We start from the raw sequence: 17,428 nt of genomic DNA on the forward strand, positions 1-17,428 counted from the left end.
CCCCGGAGCACCCCGCTCAGCCGCTGCTCAGAAGCTGAACCTCAAGCCCGCACTCACGCTGCGCCCCCCCAGCGGCGCCAGCCGCCGCACGGTGGCGATGGTGCTGGCGTTGTAGGCCAGTTCGTCGGTCAGGTTGTCCAGGCGCAGGAAGAACAGGGCTTCGCGGTCGTCCGCCAGGCGCCAGCGGTGGCTGGCGGCCAGGTTGAGCACGGTGGACGAGGGGGTGGCCTCGTCCTCGGCGGGCACGCGGTCCTGGCGAGCGGCGTGGCGGGCTTCGGCGCGCAGGGTCCAGCCGGCCCAGCCGTGGGCCAGGCTGAGGCCCAGGCGCTGCGGCGGGATGCGCGGCAGGGCCTCGCCGGCGCTGAGGTTCTCGGCCCGCACGCGGTCCAGGCTGGCGCCGAGCTCGGTCCAGTGCGCGCCCTCGCCGCGGCCATGCGTCCAGCGCCAGTGGCCTTCCAGCTCGAAGCCGGTGAAGCGCGCACGGACCGGCTGGAAGGCGTAGATGGGCACCGGGCCTTCGTCGGTGTCGGCGTCGGCCCCCGTGGGGATCAGGCCGATGAAGCGACTGAAGTCGCTGCGGTAGAGCTGGCCGCTGATCCGCGCCGGGCCGGATTGCCAGGCCAGGCCCAGGTCCAGGCTGCGGGCGCGTTCGGTGGGCAGGCTGGGGTCGCCCTGCTCGAAGGCGGCGGTGGCCAGGTGCAGGCCGTTGGCGTAGAGCTCGTAGTCGGTGGGCGCGCGTTCGCTGCGGGCGAGGTTGACGCTGGCCTGCCAGCCCGGGGCCAGGGGCCACAGCAGGCCGGCGGCCAGGCTGCGGGCGGTGAAGCGGCGGGTTCGGGCGTCGCCGAACTGCGGGTCGGCGCCCGGCGCGTCGCCGGCGGAGGCGATGCGGCTGCGCTCCAGGCGGGCGCCGAAGCTGAGGCGGGGTTCGCGCAGGCCGCGCGGGTCGCTGGCCTCGGCCCGGCCGGGCTGGCGGGCGGCGCCGGCTGCGGGCGCGGCTTCGGCCGTCGGCGCCCGGCCCAGCAGGGCGCCGAGCGGCAGTTCCTCATGCAGGAAAACGGCCTGCTGGCGGCTGCGGGTCGAGGGCACGAAGGCTTCCTCGCCCAGGGCGCTGAAGCGGCTGCGTTCGAGCTGCAATCCGATGACGCCGCGCATCGCACCCAGGGGCGCATGCTCGGCCTCGAAGCGCGCGTCCTGACCATTGCGGCCGAAGCGGGTGCCGACGGCGCCGTCGCCTTCCACCTCGGCATGCTGGTAGTCGGTGTCCTGCACCCGGCCGCTCAGGCGGCGCAGCGGGCCCTGGGCCCAGCGCCATTCGCCGGCCAGGGCCAGCTTGTCCTGCTGCATGCGGATCGTCACGTCCTCCTCGGCGACGATGCCGTAGTCGTTCTCGTAGCGGTCCACGGCCAGGCCCAGGTGGCCGTTGCGGCCCACCCAGCTCAGGCCAACGGCGCCGCCCTCGGCGCGGCTGGCCGAGTTGAGGACGCGGTCGGCGCGGGTGCTGCCGCCCGCGCCGTCGGGCCGGTCGTAGCCCGGGGTGCGCAGGTCCTCGGTGCGGCGGCGGAAGGCGTCCACATGAAGGACGAGGCCGGTGCCGGCCGCAGCGCCGGGCAGCACGGTGGCATCCAGCACGGCGCTGGCGCCCTCCTCCCGGGCGGCGCTGCCACCGCGCAGCTCGACCGCGCCTTCCACGCCCTCGGGCGTCTCGCTGGCGATGCGGCGGTCGAGGGCGTTGACGACGCCGCCGATCGCGCTGCCGCCGTAGAGCAGGGCCGCCGGGCCGCGCAGCACCTCGATGCGGGTGACGGCCAGCGGGTCGATGGGCACGGCATGGTCGAAGCTCAGCGCCGAGGCGTCGAGGCTGGCGCCACCGTTGTTCAGGATGCGGATGCGGTCGCCATCCAGGCCGCGGATCAGCGGCCGGTTGGCATTCGGGCCGAAGGCAGTGGCGGCCACGCCGGGGGTGCCGGACAGGGTCTCGGCCAGGGTGCTGCCGCGACGCAGCACCAGGGCCTCGCCCTGGATGACGGTGGCCGGCGTGCCGGTGACGTCCTGCCCCAGCGGGTTGCCGGTGATGAGGCGCGGCGGCAGGGTGGCTGCGGCGGGTGCGTCTGCCGAAGCGGATGGGGTGGACTGGGCGGCCAGCGGGCCGGCGAAGGCGGCCAGCAGGGCCAGCAGCAGGCGGCGCGGCACGGGCGCCGCGGACAGGGAAGCAATCGAGGACATGGGCAAGCTGCCAGAAAGGAGCCCGACCCCGGCGAGGGGCACGGGCCGCAAGGCCGCGCGCCGTCCGTCTGCCCCGGGGGGCAGGCGGCCTGAGGACGCAGCGGCCAGATCGATGCACGCCAGCCCGGTCGCCCCCAGGGGCTCCGGGCTGCACGGCAAAGCGCGATGGGGCCCGCCGCAGGCGCCGCATGAGCGGCGGGGCGGGCCGGAAGCCTCAGGCCCGAGCGGGCGGGTCGCGCGCCCGGGCGGCCGGGGCCTCGGCCTGCGGCGAGGCCGGCCGGGGCGCGGCGGGACGGGCTTCAGCCCGCGGCCCGGCGGCCAGGCCAGGCAGGGCCGACAGGTCGAGCGGCGCCTGCGCCAGATCGTCGATCAGCTCGCAAAGCGCGCTGCCGGCGGCATGGTCGGCCGCATGCTCGGCGGCGGGATGGGGATGCCTGGGGGCATGGGCCGCGTGGTGGGCCGTTTGATGGTCGGTGGGATGGGACTCCGCAGCGGCCGACCCTGCGGTCGCCCCCATCCCCAGCGGATCGGCCGATCCGGCAGCCGCATGCAACCCGGCATGCAGGCCATGGGCCACCCCGTGCATGCGGCCCAGGCCCTGGGCCAGCAGCAGGGCCAGGGCCAGCAGCGCCAGGCCCAGCACGCCGGCTCGGCACGCCCGCAGCGCAGCCCGGCCCCGGCGCGCAGGCGCAGCCGCCGGCCGCCCGCGGGGGGCGGGGGCACGAGGCAGCGCAGGCCGGGGCGGCAGGCTCATGGCTTGAGACCGGGTTTCAGCGCAGCTTGCGCCGGCCGGGGAAGGCTTGCCGGAAGGCCTCGACCTTGGCCTTGGCGACGAACAGGCAGTAAGGCTGGTTCGGGTGCTCGGCCACGTAGTTCTGGTGGTAGCCCTCGGCCGGCCAGTAGTCGCGCTCGGGCTCGACCTCGGTGACGATGCGCTGCCCGGCGTCGCGGCGCGCGGCGATCACTTCGGCGGCGGTGGCGGCCTGGGCCTCGCTGTGGGTGTAGATGCCGCTGCGGTACTGGGTGCCGACATCGGCGCCCTGGCGGTTGGGCTGGCTGGGGTCGTGCACCTCGAAGAAGATTTCGAGCAGGGTGCGGTAGCTGATGCGCTCGGGGTCGAAGCGCACACGGATCACCTCGGCATGGCCGGTGCGGCCGGTGCAGACCTGCTCGTAGCTCGGCGAGGCGACCTGGCCCTGGCTGTAGCCGGACTGCACGGCGAGCACGCCGTCGACATCGAGGTAGACGGCCTCCAGGCACCAGAAGCAGCCACCGGCCAGGGTGGCGAGTTCGGCGGCGGGGGGCGGGGGGGTGTCGGGGTTCATGGCAGGTGGGGTCGGGATCGGGGTCTGAACCAGTCGGCGGACGGTGTTGATCCTGACAGAGCGTCGCCTCTCGATCTTGCCCGAGCTGTCAAGCCCCGGCCCGGGCCGGGGCCGCCGGCGGGGCGGCGGCCGGGCGGGCGACACTCGCAGCCATCGATCGGCCCGGCCCCGGGCCCTCCCCTTACGCGCCCTGCCCGCCACCGTGGCCATTCCCGCCGATTTCCTGCAGACCCTGCTCGCCCGCGTCGACATCGTCGAGGTGGTCGGCCGGCATGTGCAGCTCAAGAAGGCGGGCGTCAACCACAAGGGCCTGTGCCCCTTCCACGGCGAGAAGTCGCCCAGCTTCATCGTCAGCCCGAGCCGACAGACCTACCACTGCTTCGGCTGCGGCGTGCACGGCGATGCGCTGCGCTTCCTGGTCGAGTACGCCGGCCTGGGCTTCAAGGATGCGGTGGCCGAGCTTGCCGGCAGCGTCGGCCTGCAAGTGCCCGAGGACGAGCGAAGCGCCGCCGAGCGCGAGCGCGACAAGGCCGCCAAGGCCCGCCAGCACACCCTGACCGAGGTGCTGGCCAAGGCCGCCGGGCACTACAAGGCGCAGCTCAAGGCCAGCCCCAAGGCGATTGCCTACCTGAAGGGCCGCGGCCTGTCGGGCGAGATCGCCGCCCGCTTCGGCCTGGGCTATGCGCCCGAGGGCTGGCGCGGCCTGGCCAGCGTCTATCCGCGCTACGACGATCCGCTGCTGGCCGATTCGGGCCTGGTCATCCTGAAGGACGAGGACGGCGCCGACGCGGCCGAGGCCCGGCGCTACGACCGCTTCCGCGACCGGATCATGTTCCCCATCCGCAACGTGACCGGCGAGGTCATCGGCTTCGGCGGGCGGGTGCTGGACGGCGGCGAACCCAAGTACCTGAACTCGCCCGAGACACCGGTCTTCCACAAGGGCCGCGAGCTTTACGGCCTGTACGAGGCGCGGGCCGCGCTGCGGCGGGTCGGCCATGTGCTGGTGGTCGAGGGCTACATGGACGTGGTGGCCCTGGCCCAGCTCGGCATCGAGAACGCGGTGGCCACGCTCGGCACCGCCTGCACGGCCGAGCATGTGCAGAAGCTCTTCCGCTTCACCGAGCAGGTGGTCTTCAGCTTCGACGGCGATGCCGCCGGCCGGCGCGCGGCGGGCCGTGCGCTGGAGGCTGCCCTGCCCCATGCCAGCGACACGCGCAGCGTGCGCTTTCTCTTCCTGCCGCCCGAGCACGACCCGGACAGCTATGTGCGCGAGCACGGCGCCGAGGCCTTCCAGCGCCTGGTCGAACAGGCGGTGCCGCTGTCGCGCCAGCTTGTGCAGCAGGCCGGCGAGGGCTGCGACCTGGGCAGCGCCGAGGGCCGCGCGCGCGCCCTGGCCCAGGCCCGGCCGATGTGGACGGCCCTGCCCGACGGCGCGCTCAAGCGCGGCCTGCTGGGCGAACTGGCCGCGCTCGGCCGGCTGGAGGCGGAGGATCTGCTGCAGCTCTGGTCCAGCCCGGCGGGCCGCGGCCGGGGCCGCGCCGACGCGGTCGCCGCGCCGGACGAGGCTGGCGCCGACGCAGCCGCCCCGCGCAGCGGCTGGCGCGGCAAGCGCGATGCCGAGGGCCGCTGGCGCGACACGCCCTGGGCTGCGGGCCGCGAGCGCGAAGCCGCGGCACCCCGCGGCTCGCGTCGCGCCCCCGCCGGCCCGGCCGACCATGTGCTGCGCCTGCTGCTGACCGACCCGGCCGGGTGGGACCGGCTCGGCCCCGAGGACCATGAGCTGCTGCATGCCCTGCCGGCCCCGCTGGGCGCGCTGGTCGCCTGGCTGGAACGCGAGCTGGCCGAGCACGGCCCCCAGCCCTGGCCGGCCCTGCGCGCCGTGCTGCAAGGCCTGCCGCCGGACGAGGACGGCGAGCCGCCGGCCTTCGCCCGCGCCGCGCTGCGCCTGGTGCCCGAGGGCCTGGCCGACCTTGCGCCCCCTCCCGGCAGCGAGCTGCCGGACATCGCGGACTCGCCGCAGGCCCTGCGGCGCCTGGTCGACCGGCTGTGGATCGAGCAGCTCAAGCGCGAGGAGAGCGAGGCCATCGCCGCAGCGGCGCAGGACCCGGCCGCACTGCAACGCTGGCGGGCGCTGCACACCCGCCGCCGCACGCTGGAACAGGGTCTGGCCCAAGCCCCGACCTGAGCCCCGGCGGCCGGGCCGCCGAAGGCCAGCGGGTACAATCCGTGCCATCGAAAAGCGGCAAGAGTGACCGCAGACCGAGCGACCACCGGCCCCCCGCGAAACGGGCAGCATCCACGGGCCACCGGCACCGCCTTTCTGCACTGACACGGTTCACGTGAGCTTGTCGCTGCGAAGGGCTTGCGCTACGGCGCGGGAGAAGCCCTTCGTTCCGGGGCAGGCGGCATCGCCTGGCGTCGCCCTTGCTGGCCTGGCCCTCGGCCCGGTCCGCTGGCCCCATCCCTGAGATTGACCCCCGAGGATCCGCATGACCGCGAAGAAGAGCGCGCCCGCCAAGACGGCGAAGGCCCCTGCCGCCCCGCTGCCCGCCGAAGACGCCGCCAAGACGGCCCCGGCCCGCGCCGCGGGCAAGGCCAAGACGGCCGCCAAGCCGGTGGCCGACGAGGTGCTGAACCTCGACGAAGACGCACCCGCCCGCCCGGCCCGCAAGACGGCGGCCGCCAAGGCCGAGAAGCCGGCCAAGCCGGCCAAGGGCAAGGCCGCCAAGGCCGAGCCGGTCAAGGCCGCGGCCGAGGAGGAGGACTTCACCGACCTCGAAGCCGAGATCGAGGCCGAGGTCGAGGGGGATGTCGAGACCGAGGCCGGCGCCGAGAGCCCGGTGGCCGAAGTCGAGATCGAGGCCGAGGCCGACGCGCCCAAGGCCAAGCCGCTGCGGATGAAGGTCAGCCGGGCCAAGGAACGCGCGCTGATGCGCGAGTTCGGCCTCGACGAGACCCTGCTCACCGATGAGGAAGTCAACAAGCGCCGCCAGGAGCTGAAGACCCTCATCAAGATGGGCAAGACCCGCGGCTACCTGACCCACCAGGAAATCAACGACCACCTGCCCGAGAAGCTGGTGGCCGACGAGATCCTGGAGGCCATCATCTCGATGCTCAACGACATGGGCATCGCCGTCTACGAGCAGGCGCCCGATGCGGCCACCCTGCTGATCGCGGGCGGCAACACCTCCACCTCGACCGAGGAAGAGGCCGAGGAAGAGGCCGAGGCCGCGCTGTCCACCGTCGACAGCGAATTCGGCCGCACGACCGACCCGGTGCGCATGTACATGCGCGAGATGGGCACCGTCGAGCTGCTGACCCGCGAGGGCGAGATCGAGATCGCCAAGCGCATCGAAGGTGGCCTGCAGGCCATGATGCTGGCGATCAGCGAGTCGCCGGCGACCATCGCTGCGATCCTGGAACTGGCCGACAAGATCCGCGCCGGCGAGATGCAGATCTCCGAGGTGGTCGACGGCTTCGTCTCCGACGACGAGGCCGACGACTATGTGGCCGAAGAGGATTTCGACGAATTCGACGAGTCCGAGGACGACGACGGCGCGGGCGGCAGCAAGGCCCTGACCAAGAAGCTCGAAGAGCTGAAGACCGCTGCGCTCGTCAAGCTCGACGAGCTGCGCGAGAACTTCGACCGCATGCGCAAGGCATACGAGAAGGACGGCTACAAGGCCCAGTCCTACAACAAGGCCCAGTACGCGGTCAGCGGCGTGATCATGAGCATCCGCTTCACGGTCAAGACGATCGAGAAGCTCTGCGCCATCCTGCGCTCGCAGGTCGACGACATCCGCCGCTACGAGCGCGAGATCCGCAAGATCGTCGTCGACAAGTGCGGCATGCCGCAGGAGCACTTCATCAAGAGCTTCCCGCCCAATGTGCTGAACCTGCAGTGGGCCGAGAAGGAAGCCGCGGCCGGCAAGCCCTACAGCGCGGTGATGGCGCGCAACCTGCCGCCCATCCAGGATTTGCAGCAGAAGCTGGCCGACATCCAGTCGCGCGCCGTCGTGCCGATCGACGACCTGAAGCTCATCAACATGAAGATGAACCAGGGCGAGAAGGCCAGCCGCGATGCGAAGAAGGAAATGATCGAGGCCAACCTGCGCCTGGTCATCTCGATCGCCAAGAAGTACACCAACCGCGGCTTGCAGTTCCTCGACCTGATCCAGGAAGGCAACATCGGCCTGATGAAGGCGGTCGACAAGTTCGAATACCGCCGCGGCTACAAGTTCTCGACCTACGCCACCTGGTGGATTCGCCAGGCCATCACGCGGTCGATCGCCGATCAGGCGCGCACCATCCGCATCCCGGTGCACATGATCGAGACGATCAACAAGATGAACCGCATCTCGCGCCAGCATCTGCAGGAGTTCGGCTACGAGCCCGACGCCCCGACGCTGGCCGAGAAGATGGAGATGCCCGAGGACAAGGTGCGCAAGATCATGAAGATCGCCAAGGAGCCGATCTCCATGGAGACGCCGATCGGCGACGACGACGACTCGCACCTGGGCGACTTCATCGAGGACACCAACAACACCGCGCCGATTGAGGCTGCGATGCAGGCCGGCCTGCGCGATGTGGTGAAGGACATCCTCGATTCGCTGACCCCGCGCGAAGCCAAGGTGCTGCGCATGCGCTTCGGCATCGAGATGCAGAGCGACCACACGCTGGAAGAAGTCGGCAAGCAGTTCGACGTGACCCGCGAGCGCATCCGCCAGATCGAGGCCAAGGCCATCCGCAAGCTCAAGCACCCGAGCCGCTCGGACAAGCTGCGCACCTACCTCGACAACCTGTGAGCCCAGGCGGGACGGCGCCACGGCGCCGCACCGTGCTGTTCGCCGACCTGCGCGGCAGCACCGGGCTGTTCGAGCGGCTGGGCAATGCGCCGGCCGCCGCGCAGGTGGCGGAGCGGATTGCCGCTCTGGTCGCGCTGGCCCGGGCCCATCATGGCCAGGCGGTCAAGACCCTGGGCGATGGCTTGATGGCCGTCTTCGCCGAACCCGTGCATGCCTTGCAGGCCGCCGAGGCCATGCAGCAGGCCGCTGCCCATGCACCGGCCGACGGCGCGCGCCGCCTGGCCCTGCGCCTGGCCTTGAGCCATGGCGAGCTGGTCGCCGTCGGCGAGGACTGGTTGGGTGACGGCCTCAATGTGGCCGCCCGCCTGCTGGACCGGGCCGGCGACGAGGAGATCCTGGCCAGCGCGGAGCTGGTGGCCGCCCTGGACGGCGACGAGCGCGCCCGCTTCCAGCGCCTGGGGCCGCTGCACTTGCGCGGCCGCCAGGCGCCGGTGCAGGTCTACCGCCTGCCGGCCGCCCTCCAGCGCGGGGCCACGGCGCTGACGGTGGCCTTCGAGGCTTCGCGGCAGGGTGGTGTCCCGGCGCAGGCTCAGCGGCTGAGCCTGCGGGGCGAACAGCTCAAGCTCAGCCTCGGTCCGGCGGACCTGCCGATCAGCCTGGGCCGCGACCGTGCGGCCACCGTGGCGCTGACGCAGCCGCGCGTCTCGCGCAGCCATGCGCGCATCGAGTGGCGCGAGGGCAGCTTCGAGCTGATCGACCTCAGTGCCAACGGCAGCTTCCTGCGCTTCCTCGGCGAGGACGGCAAGCCCGGCGAGCTGCGTGCCCTGCACCGCAGCCTGTGCGCCCTGCGCGGCCAGGGCCTGATCAGCCTGGGCGGCCCGCCCGGCTCGGCCGGCAGCGCCATGCTGGCCTTCCAGGTCGAGCCCGGGGGCTGAAGGCGCTTGCGCCCCCGACCGGCGCAGGCTCAAGCCGCCAGCAGCCAGTCGCCCAGGGCGGGCAGATGCTCGCCCTGCCAGCAGGCCGGCTGGGCCGGATCGGCCCGGTGGGCTGGCCGCAGCCAGGCCGCGCGCAGGCCGGCCGCCCGGGCGCCCAGTACATCGGCATGGAGGTCGTCGCCGATGTGCAGCACGGCCGCCGGCGGGCTGCCCAGCCGGGCGCAGGCCTGCTGGAAGATCTGCGGATGCGGCTTGGCCACGCCGGCCTCGCGGGCCGACAAGCTGCCGCGGAACCAGCGCGCGATGCCAGTCTGTACCAGGTCGGCATTGCCGTTGCTGAGGGCATAGAGCGGCCAGCGGGCGGCCAGGCGGTCGAGCGTCTCGGCCACGCCGGGCAGCAGCTCGACACGCTGCCGCGCCGCGAAGAACACGTCGAAAGCCGGACCGGCCAGGGCCGGGTCCTCGCCCGCCTCACGCAGGGCCTGGTCCAGGGTCTTGAGGCGCAGGGCGCTGAGGTCGTGGGCCAGCTCCGGGTGCGCCTGGCCGATGCGCTGGCGCAGGGCCAGCATGCGGGCCGGCGGCCAGGCCGCCGCGGTGGCCGGGGCATGACGGACCAGCCAGTCGGCCAGGGCCTGTTCGGCACGGGCCAGGGTGGGGGCGATGGGCCAGAGCGTGTCGTCCAGGTCCAGGCTCAGGGCCTGGAGCTTGCGGGGGTCGAGCGGCGCGGGGGCCGGGCCGCCGGGAGGGTTGTGAACCATGGGCGGAGTGTGCCGCGCCGGCTTCCCGCGCTTCGGGGGCGGGCTGCGGCCTGGCGATCCCGAGCGGGGCGCCCGGTCGGCGCGCCCGGCGACAATCCGGGCTCACCCGCACTCCCCCACCCGATGAAGCACCAGGCCGAACCCCCTTACCGCCACGACCAGGCCGAGCACACGGCCGTCCTCTGGGTAAACCTGGGCACGCCGGATGCCGCCACCGCGCCCGCCCTGCGGCGGTATCTGGCCGAATTCCTCGGCGACCCGCGCGTGGTCGAGATCCCGCGCCTGGTCTGGCTGCCCATCCTGCACGGCATCATCCTGCGCCTGCGGCCGGCCAAGTCGGCCGCCAAGTACGCCACCGTCTGGACCGAAGAGGGTTCGCCGCTCGCCGTGTGGACCCGCGCCCAGGCCCATCGCCTGGCCGAGGCCTTCGCCCGGGCCGGCCGCGGCGCGCTGCGGGTGCTGCCGGCCATGCGCTACGGCCAGCCCTCGGTGGCGAGCCAGCTCGACACGCTCAAGGCCGAGGGCGCGACCCGCATCCTCATCCTGCCGGCCTATCCGCAGTATTCGGCCACCACCACGGCCAGCGTCTTCGACGCCGTCTACGCCTGGGCGGGCAGCCAGCGTCGCCTGCCCGAGCTGCGCTTCGTCAACCAATACCACGACGACCCCGGCTACATCGACGCCCTGGCCCGCCGCCTGGAGGCCCACTGGGCCGAGCACGGCCGGCCCGAGCGCCTGGTGCTGAGCTTCCACGGCGTGCCCGAGCGCACCCTCACCCTCGGCGACCCCTACCACTGCCAGTGCCTGGCCACGGCGCGCCTGCTGGGCGAGCGCCTGGGCCTGCCGCCCGAGCAGTTGATGACCACCTTCCAGAGCCGCTTCGGCAAGGCCAAGTGGCTGGAGCCCTACACCGAGCCGACCCTGATCGCCCTGGGGCAGCAAGGCATCGGCCGGGTCGATGTGTTCTGCCCCGGCTTCGTCGCCGACTGCCTGGAGACGCTGGAGGAAATCGCCCAGGAAGCTCGCCATGCCTTCCTGGAAGCCGGGGGCAAGGTCTTCCACCATGTGCCTTGCCTGAATGCCGACCCGGCCTGGATCGAGGCCCTGGCCGGTATCGCCAGCCGCCACTTGCAAGGCTGGCCCGACGGCCCGACGCCCGAGCCGGCCGAACGCGCCGCCCGCTGCACCCGGGCGCTGGCCCGGGGCGCCAAGGCTTGAGGCGGCCCGGCCGATGAGCCGCCCGCCCCCGCCGCCGGCCGCCCTGCCCGGCGAAAGGCTGGACCGCTGGCTCTGGGCCGCGCGCTTCTACAAGACCCGCGCGCTCGCGGCCGAGGCGGTCGAGCGCCACCAGGTCAAGGTCAACGGCCAGCCGGCCAAGGTGGCGCGGCAACTGCACCTGGGCGATGTGCTGGATCTCAATCCAGGCGGCATGCCGCGCACGGTGCTCGTGCGCGGGCTCAGCGCCGTGCGCGGCCCGGCGCCGGTCGCCCAGCAGCTCTACGAGGAAACGCCCGAAAGCGTGGCGCGGCGGGCCGAGCTGGCCGAGCAGCGCCGCATGGGCATCGAGCCGGCCTCCAGCCTGGAGCAGGGCCGGCCGACCAAGCGCGACCGCCGCCAGCTCGTCGACTGGCAGCGCTGGAGCGCCAGCCTCGACTGAGGCTGACGGAAAGCACCGGCCCGGCCCGGCCCCGCCGGTCGGTGCGGTTTTTTTCACGCCGGGCCCTTGAAGCCTGCCGACGGGCCCCCAACTGCGGCCCATCGCGGGATCGAGACCGGTCCCATCCCCTGCCCCATCCGCCCGGCGCCCCGCCCTTCCGCCCGATGTCCGACGCCCCCCGTTCCGAACCGTCTTTCGATGCCCAGCCCGTCTCGCCCGCCCCGGCGGCTGCCCCGGCCGCCAGCGTGCCCGATGCTGCCGCCGAGCTGGCCGAGCTGAAGCTGCGCCATGCGGAGATGTCCGACGCCTACCTGCGCGCCAAGGCCGAGGTGGAGAACACCCGCCGCCGCGCCGAGGAGGAAATCTCCAAGGCCCGCAAATTCGCGGTGGAGTCCTTCGCCGAAAGCATGCTGCCGGTCAAGGACAGCCTCGAAGCCGCGCTGGCCATCGAGAACGCCACGCCCGAGCAGCTCCGCGAAGGCAGCCATGCCACGCTGCGCCAGCTCAGCCAAGCGCTGGAGCGGCACAAGGTGCTTGAAGTCGCGCCCACGGCCGGCAGCAAGTTCGACCCGCACCAGCACCAGGCCATCAGCGTCGTGCCCTCGGAACACGAGGCCAACACCGTGGTCGCCGTGCTGCAGAAGGGCTACCTCATCGTCGACCGCGTGCTGCGCCCGGCGCTGGTCACCGTCTCGGCCCCCAAGTGATGCCGCCCTGGCCGGCCCGCGCCGCGCCTGAAGCCCCTTGAATTCCGCCGCGCATCCTCCATCTGCACGGCCAAACCCCACACCTCTCCCCGGAGCAATCCCATGAGCAAGATCATCGGCATCGACCTCGGCACCACGAACTCCTGCGTGGCCATCATGGAAGGCAACACCACCAAGGTGATCGAGAACAGCGAGGGTGCGCGCACCACGCCGTCGATCATTGCCTACCAGGAAGACGGCGAGGTGCTGGTCGGCGCCTCGGCCAAGCGCCAGGCGGTCACCAACCCGCGCAACACCCTGTACGCGGTCAAGCGCCTGATCGGCCGCAAGTTCACCGAGAAGGAAGTGCAGAAGGACATCGACCTGATGCCCTATGCCATCACCGCCGCCGACAACGGCGACGCCTGGGTGGAAGTGCGCGGCAAGAAGTTCGCGCCGCCGCAGGTCAGCGCCGAGGTGCTGCGCAAGATGAAGAAGACCGCCGAGGACTATCTCGGCGAGCCGGTGACCGAAGCCGTCATCACCGTGCCGGCCTACTTCAACGACGCGCAGCGCCAGGCCACCAAGGATGCCGGCCGCATCGCCGGCCTGGAAGTCAAGCGCATCATCAACGAGCCCACCGCCGCGGCCCTGGCCTTCGGCCTGGACAAGCACGGCAAGGGCGACCGCAAGATCGCGGTGTACGACCTGGGCGGCGGCACCTTCGACATCTCGATCATCGAGATCGCCGACGTCGACGGCGAGATGCAGTTCGAGGTGCTGTCGACCAATGGCGACACCTTCCTCGGCGGCGAGGACTTCGACCAGCGCATCATCGATTTCATCATCGGCGAGTTCAAGAAGGACCAGGGCGTCGACCTGAGCAAGGACGTGCTGGCCCTGCAGCGCCTGAAGGAAGCCGCGGAGAAGGCCAAGATCGAGCTGTCGAGCTCGACCGGCACCGACGTCAACCTGCCCTACATCACCGCCGACGCGACCGGCCCCAAGCACCTCAACATCCGCCTGAACCGCGCCAAGCTGGAGTCGCTGGTCGAGGAGCTGATCGAGCGCACCATCGCCCCCTGCCGCACCGCGGTGAAGGATGCCGGCGTGAACGTCGCCGACATCGACGACGTGATCCTGGTCGGCGGCATGACCCGCATGCCCAAGGTGCAGGACACGGTCAAGGCCTTCTTCGGCAAGGAGCCGCGCAAGGATGTGAACCCGGACGAGGCCGTCGCCGTCGGTGCCGCCATCCAGGGCCAGGTGCTTTCGGGCGATCGCAAGGACGTGCTGCTGCTCGACGTCACCCCGCTGTCCCTGGGCATCGAGACCCTGGGCGGCGTGATGACCAAGATGATCAAGAAGAACACCACCATCCCGACCAAGTTCGCGCAGGTGTTCTCGACCGCCGACGACAACCAGCCGGCCGTGACGATCAAGGTCTTCCAGGGCGAGCGCGAGATGGCCGCCGGCAACAAGAGCCTGGGCGAGTTCAACCTCGAAGGCATCCCGCCGGCGCCGCGCGGCACGCCGCAGATCGAGGTGAGCTTCGACATCGACGCGAACGGCATCCTGCACGTCGGCGCGAAGGACAAGGGCACCGGCAAGGAGAACAAGATCACCATCAAGGCGAACTCGGGCCTGTCGGAAGACGAGATCCAGAAGATGGTGAAGGATGCCGAGCTGAATGCCGCCGAGGATGCCAAGAAGCTCGAATTGATCCAGGCCCGCAACCAGGGCGATGCCATGGTGCACTCGGTGCGCAAGAGCCTGGCCGAGCACGGCGACAAGCTCGACGCCGGCGAGAAGGAAAAGATCGAGGCCGCGCTGAAGGACGCCGACGAGGCCCTCAAGGGCGAGGACAAGGACGCCATCGAGGCCAAGACCGAGGCCCTGATGAACGTGAGCCAGAAGCTCGGCGAGAAGGTCTATGCCGAAGCCCAGGCCGCGCAGGCCGCGGCGGCTGCGGGCACGGCGGGTGCTTCGGCTTCGGCCGACGAGCCGGCCAAGGCCGCGGCCGACGACGTGGTGGACGCCGACTTCAAGGAAGTCAAGGACACCAAGTGATCCGGGACCTGCCGCGTCCCACCGACCTGCCGACGCGCTCGGCAGCCTCCCGCTGAACCCGCGCCCGGCCCTCGTGCATCCCACGAGGGCCTTGCGCCTTTCCTGCTGACCCCATGGCCAAGCGCGACTACTACGACGTCCTCGGCGTGCCGAAGAACGCGAGCGACGACGACATCAAGAAGGCCTACCGCAAGCTGGCCATGAAGCACCACCCCGACCGCAACCAGGGCGAGGGGGCGAAGGAGGCCGAGGAGAAGTTCAAGGAGGCCAAGGAGGCCTACGAGATGCTCTCCGACCCGCAGAAGCGCGGGGCCTACGACCAGTTCGGCCATGCCGGGGTCGACCCCAACCTGGGCGGCCGCGGCGCCGGCGGCGAGGGCATGGGCGGTTTCGCCGAAGCCTTCGGCGACATCTTCGGCGACATCTTCGGCCAGGGCGGCGGCCGCCGCGGCCAGCAGGTCTACCGCGGCAGCGACCTCTCCTACTCGATGGAGATCACGCTGGAGGAAGCCGCCTTCGGCAAGGAGACGCAGATCCGCATCCCGAGCTGGGAGGAATGCGGCAGTTGCCACGGCAGCGGCGCCAAGGCAGGCACCAGCGCCAAGGCCTGCACGGCCTGCAATGGCACCGGCACCGTCCACTTGCGCCAGGGCTTCTTCAGCATCCAGCAGACCTGCCCGCACTGCCGTGGCACCGGCAAGATCATTCCGGAGCCCTGCCCGGCCTGCAATGGCGCCGGCCAGATCAAGAAGCAGAAGACGCTGGAGGTGCGCATCCCGGCCGGCATCGCCGAAGGCATGCGGATCCGCTCGGCCGGCAACGGCGAGCCGGGCAGCAACGGCGGCCCCCCGGGCGACCTCTACATCGAGATCCGCATCAAGGCCCATGAGGTCTTCGAGCGCGACGGCGACGACCTGCACTGCACGGTGCCGGTCAGCGTCAGCACGGCCGCGCTCGGCGGCGCGATCGAGGTGCCGACCCTGGCCGGCAAGGCCGAGATCGAGCTGCCCGAGGGCACCCAGCACGGCAAGACCTTCCGCCTGCGCGGCAAGGGCGTGAAGGGCGTGCGGGCCAGCCTGCCGGGCGATCTGTACTGCCACGTCGCGGTGGAGATTCCGGTCAAGCTCAACGACGCCCAGCGCAAGCTCTTCCGCGAGCTGGACGAAGCCCTGCAGCAAGGCGGCGACAAGCACTCGCCGAATGCCAAGAGCTGGACCGACCGGGTCAAGGACCTGTTCAAGTAAGCACGGGCCGCGGGGCCTGAAGGCGGCGGGGCCGGGTTCAGGCCCGGCCGCCCAGACCCATGTGCCGATGATCCTGTGGCTGGACGCCGCCCGCCGCGAGGCCCTCGGCCCCCAGGGCTGCCTGGGCCGGCAGCGGGATCAGGCCCTGAGCCACGACCAGCTCTTCCACACCGTCTACGGCCTGGTCGGCCTGCGCTCGGCCGAATACCGGCCGGCGCTGGACCTGATGCAGGCCTGCGACCGGGCGCGAACCTGATCTCGCTCCGAGGAAACGCCGGGCCGCCCCGGCTTGCCTCGCGCCCCGCGGCGGGCGGGCAAGGCGCGCTCAGAACAGCTCGACCTGCGCCGCATCCTGCGCCGCAGCCCGCCGGCGTGGTGGCGGCGCGGGCGGGCGGAAACCGCTGCAGTCCAGCCGCGGCAGGCGGCGCGCCAGGCCGTGGCGGGCGGCGGCCTGCTCGATGCGCTGCGCGATCAGCGCGGCCCAGGGCCCCTCGCCGTGCATGCGGTGGCGGAAATCGCTGTCGTTGTCGCGCCCGCCACGCATGGATTGCAGGCGCGCCATGATGCGCTCGGCCCGCTCGGGCACATGGTCTTGCAGCCACTGGCGAAACAGCGGCGCCACCTCGCGCGGCAGCCGCAGCACGGTGTAGTGCAAGGCGACCGCGCCGTGGGCGGCGGCCTGGGCAGCGATGCGCTCGATCTCGGGCTCGTTCAGGAAGGGAATGATGGGCGCGGCATTCACCGCCACCGGCACGCCGGCCTCGGCCAGGCGGCGCACCGCCGCCCAGCGCGCATTCGGCGCGCTGGCCCGGGGTTCGAGCAGGCGGGCCAGGCGCGGGTCCTGGGTGGTGATGGAGATCGAGACCGCCGCCCGGCCGAGGGCCGCGGCCCGGGCGATCAGGTCCAGGTCCTGCACGATGCCCGCGCCCTTGGTGACGATGGTGAAGGGATGGCCGGTCTCGACCAACAGCTCCAGCAGGCCGCGGCTCAGGCGCCAGATGCGCTCGGCGGGCTGGTAGGGGTCGGTCACGGCGCCGAGGTTGATCGGGCTGGGCCGGTGGCCGGGCCGGGCCAGCTCCTCGCGCAGGCGCTCGACCGCATTGGTCTTGACTTCGATCTCGGTCTCGAAATCCAGACCGGGCGAGCGGTCCAGCCAGGCGTGGCTGGGCCGGGCATAGCAGTAGATGCAGCCATGCTCGCAGCCGCGGTAGGGGTTCAACGAGAGGCTGAAGGGCACGTCGGGCGAGTCGTTGCTCGACAGCATGCGCCGCACCCGCACCGGATGCAGGGTGGTGCGCGGGCCCGGGGGCTCGGCGGCGGGAGCATCCGCCGGCTCGGGCGCGACGGGGCTGGCGGGGCGGAGCGGGACGGCTGCGTCGGCGGCTGGGTCGACGGCTGCGTCGTCGGCAGGCAAGGCCTCGGGCTCGTCCCGCGCGGCCGGCTCGACCGGCTCGACCGGCTCAGGCGGCCTGCGGACCGGCGGCGGCTCGTCGTCAGGCAGGCCCCAGCCGTCGTCGACCGGCTCGCGCTGCCAGGCCTGGTGGCGCGGCAGGGGCTGCTGCACGGTGCCGCGCCCCTTGCGGGGCGCGAGCGGGCGCGTCGGCGGCGGCAAGGCCGCGGCGGGCGGCTCGGCCCAGGGGGCCGGGGCGTCGTCGGGGGGGAAGGGGTCGGGGCGCATAACTGTTCATTTATACAGCTTTGCGCCCCTTGCGAGAAGCCCGCTGC

Annotated in this window: 14 protein-coding genes; 9 read left to right on the plus strand and 5 right to left on the minus strand. The window is 72.3% G+C overall.

The annotated features are described in order from the left end of the window. Positions 1-27: 27 nt before the first annotated feature. From JI742_RS09365 to msrA, 3 genes are all read right to left on the minus strand, one after another. Positions 28-2,223 (minus strand): TonB-dependent receptor, encoded by a 2,196-nt coding sequence (locus JI742_RS09365; RefSeq protein WP_201825867.1) that lies wholly within the window; start codon positions 2,221-2,223, stop codon positions 28-30. A 214-nt stretch (positions 2,224-2,437) separates the two neighbouring features. Beyond that, positions 2,438-2,866, minus strand: a complete 429-nt coding sequence (locus tag JI742_RS09370; protein WP_201825869.1) for a hypothetical protein — start codon at positions 2,864-2,866, stop codon at positions 2,438-2,440. 127 nt (positions 2,867-2,993) lie between these two features. Then, the gene (msrA, locus tag JI742_RS09375; RefSeq protein ID WP_201825872.1) at positions 2,994-3,548 is read right to left on the minus strand and encodes a peptide-methionine (S)-S-oxide reductase MsrA; all 555 of its coding nucleotides are present in this window, start codon (positions 3,546-3,548) and stop codon (positions 2,994-2,996) included. Between the two features lie 202 nt (positions 3,549-3,750). Here msrA and dnaG point away from each other — a divergent pair, with 202 nt between their 5' ends. The 3 genes from dnaG (at position 3,751) to JI742_RS09390 (ending at position 9,288) form a co-directional block, all read left to right on the plus strand. Continuing rightward, positions 3,751-5,733: a DNA primase gene (gene dnaG, locus JI742_RS09380; RefSeq protein WP_201825875.1), complete on the plus strand. Its 1,983-nt coding sequence runs from the start codon at positions 3,751-3,753 to the stop codon at positions 5,731-5,733. 304 nt (positions 5,734-6,037) lie between these two features. Continuing rightward, the gene (gene rpoD / locus JI742_RS09385) at positions 6,038-8,353 is read left to right on the plus strand and encodes an RNA polymerase sigma factor RpoD (protein WP_201825878.1); all 2,316 of its coding nucleotides are present in this window, start codon (positions 6,038-6,040) and stop codon (positions 8,351-8,353) included. 32 nt (positions 8,354-8,385) lie between these two features. Then, complete coding sequence (locus JI742_RS09390) at positions 8,386-9,288, plus strand: FHA domain-containing protein (protein ID WP_201825881.1); 903 nt, start codon at positions 8,386-8,388, stop codon at positions 9,286-9,288. 29 nt (positions 9,289-9,317) lie between these two features. Here the strand turns inward: JI742_RS09390 and JI742_RS09395 are convergent, their stop codons facing one another. Continuing rightward, positions 9,318-10,046 carry an HAD family hydrolase gene (locus tag JI742_RS09395; RefSeq protein ID WP_201825883.1) on the minus strand — a complete coding sequence of 243 codons (729 nt, stop codon included), beginning with the start codon at positions 10,044-10,046 and terminating at the stop codon, positions 9,318-9,320. A gap of 123 nt (positions 10,047-10,169) precedes the next feature. On the opposite strand from JI742_RS09395, the gene hemH reads away from it, so the two are divergent. The 6 genes from hemH to JI742_RS09425 all read left to right on the plus strand — a co-directional run bounded on the left by hemH (position 10,170) and on the right by JI742_RS09425 (position 15,959). Further along, positions 10,170-11,264: a ferrochelatase gene (hemH, locus tag JI742_RS09400; protein WP_201825886.1), complete on the plus strand. Its 1,095-nt coding sequence runs from the start codon at positions 10,170-10,172 to the stop codon at positions 11,262-11,264. Positions 11,265-11,277: 13 nt separating this feature from the next. Beyond that, complete coding sequence (locus JI742_RS09405) at positions 11,278-11,703, plus strand: RNA-binding S4 domain-containing protein (protein ID WP_201825888.1); 426 nt, start codon at positions 11,278-11,280, stop codon at positions 11,701-11,703. 164 nt (positions 11,704-11,867) lie between these two features. Then, the gene (gene grpE, locus JI742_RS09410) at positions 11,868-12,410 is read left to right on the plus strand and encodes a nucleotide exchange factor GrpE (RefSeq protein WP_201825890.1); all 543 of its coding nucleotides are present in this window, start codon (positions 11,868-11,870) and stop codon (positions 12,408-12,410) included. 60 nt (positions 12,411-12,470) lie between these two features. After that, a complete protein-coding gene (dnaK, locus tag JI742_RS09415) occupies positions 12,471-14,459 on the plus strand; it encodes a molecular chaperone DnaK (RefSeq protein ID WP_350309664.1) in 1,989 nt (662 codons plus the stop codon). A 113-nt stretch (positions 14,460-14,572) separates the two neighbouring features. After that, positions 14,573-15,703 carry a molecular chaperone DnaJ gene (gene dnaJ / locus JI742_RS09420; protein ID WP_201825894.1) on the plus strand — a complete coding sequence of 377 codons (1,131 nt, stop codon included), beginning with the start codon at positions 14,573-14,575 and terminating at the stop codon, positions 15,701-15,703. A 61-nt stretch (positions 15,704-15,764) separates the two neighbouring features. Continuing rightward, positions 15,765-15,959, plus strand: coding sequence for a hypothetical protein (locus tag JI742_RS09425; protein WP_201825896.1), 195 nt, complete (start codon positions 15,765-15,767; stop codon positions 15,957-15,959). Positions 15,960-16,028: 69 nt separating this feature from the next. On the opposite strand, the gene JI742_RS09430 is transcribed toward JI742_RS09425, so the two are convergent. Then, entirely contained in the window at positions 16,029-17,381 is a 1,353-nt protein-coding gene (locus JI742_RS09430) for a PA0069 family radical SAM protein (protein WP_201825898.1), read from the minus strand. Positions 17,382-17,428 lie beyond the last annotated feature (47 nt).

The sequence above is a fragment of the Piscinibacter lacus genome (assembly GCF_016735685.1).
Taxonomy (GTDB): Bacteria; Pseudomonadota; Gammaproteobacteria; order Burkholderiales; family Burkholderiaceae_C; genus Aquariibacter; species Aquariibacter lacus.

Bases quoted from the DNA above. Each gene is read 5' to 3' on its own strand.
- JI742_RS09365 (WP_201825867.1), bottom strand. From the start codon at position 2,223: ATGTCCTCGATTGCTTCCCTGTCCGCGGCGCCCGTGCCGCGCCGCCTG.
- msrA (WP_201825872.1), bottom strand. From the start codon at position 3,548: ATGAACCCCGACACCCCCCCGCCCCCCGCCGCCGAACTCGCCACCCTG.
- rpoD (WP_201825878.1), top strand. From the start codon at position 6,038: ATGACCGCGAAGAAGAGCGCGCCCGCCAAGACGGCGAAGGCCCCTGCC.
- JI742_RS09395 (WP_201825883.1), bottom strand. From the start codon at position 10,046: ATGGTTCACAACCCTCCCGGCGGCCCGGCCCCCGCGCCGCTCGACCCC.
- hemH (WP_201825886.1), top strand. From the start codon at position 10,170: ATGAAGCACCAGGCCGAACCCCCTTACCGCCACGACCAGGCCGAGCAC.
- JI742_RS09405 (WP_201825888.1), top strand. From the start codon at position 11,278: ATGAGCCGCCCGCCCCCGCCGCCGGCCGCCCTGCCCGGCGAAAGGCTG.
- grpE (WP_201825890.1), top strand. From the start codon at position 11,868: ATGTCCGACGCCCCCCGTTCCGAACCGTCTTTCGATGCCCAGCCCGTC.
- dnaJ (WP_201825894.1), top strand. From the start codon at position 14,573: ATGGCCAAGCGCGACTACTACGACGTCCTCGGCGTGCCGAAGAACGCG.
- JI742_RS09430 (WP_201825898.1), bottom strand. From the start codon at position 17,381: ATGCGCCCCGACCCCTTCCCCCCCGACGACGCCCCGGCCCCCTGGGCC.